9 protein-coding genes and 1 pseudogene are annotated in these 6179 nt (G+C 60.5%); 5 read left to right on the forward strand and 5 right to left on the reverse strand.

The features are described 5' to 3' along the window. On the forward strand, nucleotides 1-412 hold a 412-nt coding region (locus tag EN991_RS19810; RefSeq protein ID WP_206519220.1), incomplete at its 5' end, for a 3-deoxy-7-phosphoheptulonate synthase. A gap of 69 nt (nucleotides 413-481) precedes the next feature. On the opposite strand, the gene EN991_RS19815 is transcribed toward EN991_RS19810, so the two are convergent. The 3 genes from EN991_RS19815 to EN991_RS19825 all read right to left on the reverse strand — a co-directional run bounded on the left by EN991_RS19815 (nucleotide 482) and on the right by EN991_RS19825 (nucleotide 2741). Beyond that, entirely contained in the window at nucleotides 482-1249 is a 768-nt protein-coding gene (locus EN991_RS19815) for an RES family NAD+ phosphorylase (protein WP_013531904.1), read from the reverse strand. Further along, nucleotides 1209-1583, reverse strand: a complete 375-nt coding sequence (locus EN991_RS19820; RefSeq protein WP_013531903.1) for an MbcA/ParS/Xre antitoxin family protein — start codon at nucleotides 1581-1583, stop codon at nucleotides 1209-1211. Before EN991_RS19820 ends, EN991_RS19815 begins: the two co-directional genes overlap by 41 nt. 90 nt (nucleotides 1584-1673) lie before the next feature. Further along, entirely contained in the window at nucleotides 1674-2741 is a 1068-nt protein-coding gene (locus tag EN991_RS19825) for a GGDEF domain-containing protein (protein ID WP_027161481.1), read from the reverse strand. Nucleotides 2742-3152: 411 nt separating this feature from the next. Here EN991_RS19825 and EN991_RS19830 point away from each other — a divergent pair, with 411 nt between their 5' ends. The 3 genes from EN991_RS19830 to EN991_RS19840 all read left to right on the forward strand — a co-directional run bounded on the left by EN991_RS19830 (nucleotide 3153) and on the right by EN991_RS19840 (nucleotide 4638). Further along, nucleotides 3153-3569 carry a GFA family protein gene (locus tag EN991_RS19830; RefSeq protein WP_127369360.1) on the forward strand — a complete coding sequence of 139 codons (417 nt, stop codon included), beginning with the start codon at nucleotides 3153-3155 and terminating at the stop codon, nucleotides 3567-3569. Nucleotides 3570-3650: 81 nt separating this feature from the next. Then, nucleotides 3651-4010: a diacylglycerol kinase gene (locus EN991_RS19835; protein WP_024503562.1), complete on the forward strand. Its 360-nt coding sequence runs from the start codon at nucleotides 3651-3653 to the stop codon at nucleotides 4008-4010. 40 nt (nucleotides 4011-4050) lie between these two features. Then, nucleotides 4051-4638 (forward strand): hemerythrin domain-containing protein, encoded by a 588-nt coding sequence (locus tag EN991_RS19840; RefSeq protein ID WP_027161483.1) that lies wholly within the window; start codon nucleotides 4051-4053, stop codon nucleotides 4636-4638. 3 nt (nucleotides 4639-4641) lie between these two features. On the opposite strand, the gene EN991_RS19845 is transcribed toward EN991_RS19840, so the two are convergent. Both EN991_RS19845 and EN991_RS19850 read right to left on the reverse strand, forming a co-directional pair. Beyond that, on the reverse strand, nucleotides 4642-5229 hold the full coding sequence (locus tag EN991_RS19845; RefSeq protein WP_127369361.1) for a DedA family protein: 588 nt from the start codon (nucleotides 5227-5229) through the stop codon (nucleotides 4642-4644). Next, nucleotides 5226-5789, reverse strand: a complete 564-nt coding sequence (locus EN991_RS19850) for a DUF1003 domain-containing protein (protein WP_024503559.1) — start codon at nucleotides 5787-5789, stop codon at nucleotides 5226-5228. Before EN991_RS19850 ends, EN991_RS19845 begins: the two co-directional genes overlap by 4 nt. A gap of 92 nt (nucleotides 5790-5881) precedes the next feature. Between EN991_RS19850 and EN991_RS19855 the strand changes: the two are divergent. Further along, nucleotides 5882-6179 (forward strand): annotated as a pseudogene (locus tag EN991_RS19855) (DNA-3-methyladenine glycosylase I); the annotation flags it as partial.

Here is a 6179-nt window from a genome sequence, read left to right on the forward strand (position 1 = left end):
TTTCGGCTCCGACAAGGTCGCCGACCATCTGCCGAAGCTGGTTCGCGCGGTGCAGAAGGAAGGCCGCTCGGTGGTGTGGTCGTCGGACCCGATGCACGGCAACACGATCGAGGCCGCCGGCTACAAGACGCGGCCGTTCGACCGCATCCTGAAGGAGGTTCAGACCTTCTTCGAAGTGCACCGCGCCGAAGGCACGCATCCGGGCGGCATCCATGTCGAGATGACCGGTAAGAACGTCACCGAATGCACCGGTGGCGCGCGCGCCATCACCGCCGAGGAGTTGCAGGACCGCTACCACACCCATTGCGACCCGCGCCTCAACGCCGACCAGGCGATCGAACTGGCGTTCCTGGTGTCAGACCTGCTCAAGAAGAGCCACCCGGTGCAGCACAAGCAGGTTGCGAACGGTTAGGCTCGATTTCGGCCTGAACGGCTGACGGAAAAAGCGCTGGAGAAATCCGGCGCTTTTCTTTTAGTTGGTTCAGTGCCCGCGTTCCCAGCGCAGGCCGGCGAGTCTGGGGTCAGCAAACGCCGTCCTTGAAAACTCGATGCGCTTTTCCGGAAACTCGCAGATCGCCTGCACGCCGAACGCACCAAGCCGGATGCGCCAGGTCCGCGGCTCCAGCGGCTTTGCCTTGGCAAAGCCGCGGCAGGTCAGCAGCGCAATGTTGGCGCCCTTGGGATCGCGCGCCGAGCGGTAGCGGATCGCCTCCAGCCCGGCCTCGCGGGCAGTATCGGCAATGGCCTGGCAAGCGGCATAGTCGGTCGGATGCGTCCATGCCGTTGCGTCACGATCGAGCGGCGGCCGGGTGAGATCGATCACCTTGGCGCATTTGATCGCGGCCGCAAAGGCCGTGTATTCGGCGGCGTCGCTTGGCCAGGGTGTTTTGGGCGACTCGGCAAAGAACAGCAGCCGGTAGAAGGCCATTTCGGCCACCGCGGTCATCATGGTCTCGGCCGCATAGTAGACGCCCTTGGTCCTGCCGGCACGGCGGAAGCGCGAACCGTGCGGATAGACCGAGCCGTAGCGGAAGGGCGTCGCCAGGAGATAGTGGAGATGGCGGCATTCAATTGGGATCTGCGGCTTGGTTTCCTCGATCAGGTCTTCCAGCATCGCCTGTTCGTCGAGCGTGTCGACGATTTTCAGCGTCGAGACATGGTGCTGCGCTTCGACCATGCGCCAGTACTTGCTGTCGATGCCGACGGTCTCAGACGAGAGCGCGTCGGGAGTCCAGATAGGCAATGACATCGACGAGCCCGGTGATGGTGAGGATCTTTTCAAGCGGAGCAGCGTCGAACGCCGTGTTGGCGTTCTTCAGCCATGCCCGGGCGACGACCGCGTCGCCGCCGACAATGGCGTCGAGCGAGCGGAACAGCCTGACGAACAACACGGCAAGCTCGAATGGCTTGGTGCCGCGCTCGAGCACGAATTCGTTCCTGCGCATGCGCGAAACCGTGGCCTCCGAAACTCCGATCACCGAGGCCAGCATTCTGGCGGTGATGTCCAGCAGATCGGCCGCGCGCACCGTTGCCTTGGTCAGGACTGCATTCTCGGCTGTCTTGGCAGCGGTTTGAGATTGCATTGCGACGCCTTCCTATTTCTGTAGAAAATATAGGCCACAAAAATTCATATGGAAAGGGGCGGGACGCAAAACAATCTGCAAACGGGAGTCTCAATCCTTCTTGTAGAGCAGCCAGCTCTTGCCTGCTCGGCCAGCCATCGTCGAGTGCCTGGTGACGCGGTTGCGGCCGCTGACCTTCGAGCGATAGAGCGCCCGGTCGGCCTTGGTGTAGAGATCTTCGGGTCCTTCGGCTTCGGACGCCATGCAGATACCCATCGAGACGGTGACGGTGCCGTAATTCGTGCCCGTCTGGCTGCTGGTGAACGGCGTCTGCTCGATCAGGGCACGAATACGCTCTGCAACGTCATAGGTGGCGTCCTCGCTGGCGCCCTCGACGATCAGCGCGAACTCCTCGCCGCCGGTGCGAGCAACGAACATGTCGCCGCGAATGCTGGTCTGGAAGATATCGGCGATGCTCTGGATGATCTTGTCGCCGACCGGGTGGCCGAAGCGGTCGTTGATGTCCTTAAAGCGGTCGATGTCGGCAAGGACCAGGGCGTTGAACAGGATACCCCTGTTGCTGTTGTAGATCCTGGTGATTTCCTTGTCGAAGGCGCGGCGATTCCAGATGTGGGTCAGGGGATCGGTGTCGGCCAACCGTTTGTATTCCTCGAGCTTCGATTTGACGGTCTCGAGTTCGGCCGTCTTGTCGCTGAGCGTCGAGGCCACCTGCCGGCCGTGATCGATCGTCGAATTGGTGGCAACCGCCATGGCGTTGGCGATCTTGTGCAAAAGATCCTGGGAGAGAAGGCTGCGGCCGTTGAGGCCGCTCGATGTCTCATCGAGGATCCTGCCGTATTTCTCGATATGGCTGCGCTCGCTCCGCAGCAGTGAAGCAACCTCCTCGAGCTCCCTGGCAATGACGTCTCGGGCATGCTCGACGATGCCAGGACCATGGTTGTGGGCAAAGAAAGTGCGCCCGATCTGATCCAGTTCATCCTGTGTCGGCCGGCTGCTCAGCGAAACGACGGCCAGGCTGAGTTCGCGATTGGTGCCGCTCAGGGCCTCATAGAAGATCTCGTAATTGCGCGGCAGGCCGAGCACGCCCAACTGGCGCATTGTCGCGACAACAGTGGCTGCGATGTCGGTGCGTTCGGTCGGGACAGCTGCCGGCTGCATTCTGGTTCTTCCCCCGGATGATCCGCGGAATTCGCGGATCCCCTTTTGTCGCCGAACCCTGGGGAATGCGACCGACGCTTCGGAACAACTTGCGAAGGGATGCGTCCCCACCCACGGCCTTCACTTGCAGGGTGACCATAAATGCGCTGTCGCTAAAGTTCTCTTAACTGGCGAAGGTTCCGCGGGTTTTCTCTGTCTGCGGGCTGTAAAAGCTCTGGTTCGCGCGTCCAACAGTTGGAAACAACGCCGGTGCAGCGGCCCGAATTCGCGATTCGCGCATCGCACGCTTCAAAATGAAACCGAATTTCGGATTCTCCACGCCAGTACATGTCGCATTTGCTTGCGTGCGTGCGCCGCAAAGCTGGAATCCTGAAGGCGATGCCAGGCACTTTTCTTTCAAGGAGGATCGACGTGAGTGGTGGTCACCAGGGATCGTGTCTGTGTGGAGCCGTCCGCTTCAGAACGAACGGAGCGTTGCGTGGCGTCGTCTATTGTCATTGCTCGCAATGCCGCAAGCAGAGCGGACATTTCTATGCCGCGACCAATGTTGCCAATGTCGACATCGTGATCGAAGGCGTGGAAAGTATCACCTGGTACGAAGCCTCTACCTTCGCCAGGCGTGGGTTCTGCAAGGCATGCGGGTCGGTGCTGTTCTGGAAGCCGCGAGACCAGGACTACGTTTCAGTCATGGCGGGATCGTTCGACAAGCCGACAGGTCTTGAGGGGGAATGCCATATCTTCGTCGGTGACAAGGGCGACTATTATTCGATCGACGACGGGCTGCCGCAGTTTGAAAAGTCGACATCGTCCATACCGGTTGCTGAATGAATCTTGGACAAGTCACCTTATTCCATTGATCTGGCCAGCCATTGCATTATCCCGTGCCGGTGATTCGCAAAGGGGTTTGGCATGCAGCGGCTGATCGACGCTTATTTCAATTCGGTGCGGGCGTTTCGCAAGCTGGCCGCCAGCGAGAAGGCTTTCCAGCAGGAGCTGATGCTGCTGGCGCTGGCACTGCCGCTCGGCTGGTTCGTTTCGATCTCGTGGCGCGGTTATGCCTTGCTGATCGGCGCGGTGCTGCTCTTGATCATGGTCGAGGTGCTTAACACCGGCATCGAGGCGGCATGCGACGCTTTCAGCCGCGAGTTCAATGTCGACATCCAGTTGGCCAAGGATTGCGGTTCGCTGGCGGTGCTGATTTCGGTGCTCATCGTCGCCGGTGTCTGGGGCATCGCCATTATCGAGCGGATCACTGGGCTACCGATCTAGCCTTTCGATGCCTATATGCCAGTCACCAAAGGAGACTGTCATGGCCGGGGCCGTCAATTTTCTGCTTCTCGAACGCGTGGGCCTGCCAGACGATCTGCGCTGGCTCGTCGAAAAATACCCGCGTGAAAACTGGCAGGACCATGCCAACGTCCACGGCATCGCCAATATGTGGCTGCAGCGGCACGACATGTTCCGCGAACTCGGCGGCATGCTGGCCAACGGCATTGACGACTTCCGTGAGGGACGGCTGACGGCGCCTGATTTCGCGCGCTGGTTCGCGCCGCGCCTCAATCATTTTCTTGGGCATCTCGACGGTCACCACAATGTCGAGGATTATCAATATTTCCCGGTATTCGCCAAGGCCGAGCCCCGTTTGAAGCGCGGCTTCGAGATTCTCGATGCCGACCACCACACCATCCATGAAGGGCTGGAGCGCAATGCCGAGGCGGCCAATGCCTTCATCAAGACGCTGCAGGAGAGCGAAGACAGACAGCGCTTTGCAGCCGACGCCTATGCCGACGAAAACAGCCGGCTGATCGCCATGCTGACAAGACATCTTGCCGACGAGGAAGACCTGATCGTCCCGCTCATCCTCGATCGGGGGGATCGGGCGCTCGGGGTGGATTGACGATCAGCCTTCCCTGGCGCGTTCCCTCCTGGCGATGTGACGGGCGACGAGCCATGCCAGAACGGCCACGGTCAGGCCGATGCCAAGACCGATCAGCAACCGTTCGTGATGCATCAGCGCCTGGCCGATGAAGTGCTCTGCGCCAAGTCCAAAGACATAACCGATCGTACCGAACAGCACCGCCCAGACCGCCGATGAAAGCGCGTTGAGGATGACGAAGCGCGGCGCTGTGATATTGGAGAGCCCGGCTGCAATGCCGCCGACGAGACGCATGCCGTAGATATAGCGGTTCGACAGCACGAAAATGTCGGGATGGGTGTTGAGCAGGCGAAAGGCGCGGCGAAAGCCGGGCCGCTTGCGCAATCTGACGACATAGGGATGGTCGGCAAAGCTTCGTCCGAGGATGAAGAAGAAAGTGTCGCCGACAAAGGCGCCGAGGCCGGCCGCAAGGACGGCGTGCCACAGCACGAAGACCTGCTGGTGGGCGAAGAAGCCGCCGAGAATGGCAGCACTTTCGCCCTCCGCGACGCAACCGACAAAGACCGCGAGCAGCCCGTATTGTTCGATGAAATGGTGGATCGCGTCGATCATGAAGCCGACTGCTGCGAAGACAGCCTTTCGTCGATCCGCTTGATCATCTCGGTCAGTTGCACGATCTCGTCGCGCATGCCGAGAATCTGGCCGTGGCGCAGTTCATCCAGCTTTTCATGCAGCGCCATGATCTCGATCTCGGCTTTCAGGTTGACCTCGTAATCGTGGGCGGCGTCGATGCGGTCGCGTTCGGTCTGGCGGTTCTGCGCCATCATGATCACCGGCGCCTGCAAGGCGGCTACCATCGACAAAACGAGATTGAGGAAGATGAACGGGTAGGGATCGAAGGCGTCACGCGACAGGAGCCAGACATTGCCCGCCGTCCATAGGACCAGAAAGGCGATGAAGGTCAGGATGAAGGACCATGACCCGCCGATGCGGGCGATCGTATCGGCAAGCCGGTCGCCGAAGGTCTGGTGGAAGGCAACGGCCTTGTTGGTGTCGCGCGAGATGGTGGTGCGTTCGAGCGTCGATTGCAGCACCCGGCTTTCGAGCTGGCTGAGGCCGTCCGGCCGCCGCTTGAGCCAGCGGTTCGCCAGATCGTCGATCGTCTTGTTCATGGCCATCTCCAGGGTCTTAGGCTTGCCGTAAGAGGTAGAGGCTGCCGGCTCGCACGGGAAGTGTTAGATTGATTCCAGTTGCCGAGGGACCAATGGCCGATTTCAAGAAAATTCGCGCTCGCGCCGCAAAACGTAAGGGCGGCGAAGAGGAACTGACGTCGCTGCTTGGTCCGGCGCCTGACAATGCCGCCGTGGCTGACATCCCCGATGACCGCATTCTCTCCATTATGGCTGAGCGCGTCTTCGCCGCCGGTTTCGTCTGGCGCGTCATCGAGCAGAAATGGCCTGGCTTCGAGGAGGCGTTTCTGCGCTTTGAGCCGAAGCGGCTGTTGTTCCAGCCCGATGATTTCTGGCACGATCTGACGGCCGACCAGCGCATCGTACGCAACC

Source organism: Mesorhizobium sp. M7A.F.Ca.US.005.03.2.1 (genome assembly GCF_003997795.1).
GTDB classification, from domain to species: domain Bacteria; phylum Pseudomonadota; class Alphaproteobacteria; order Rhizobiales; family Rhizobiaceae; genus Mesorhizobium; species Mesorhizobium ciceri.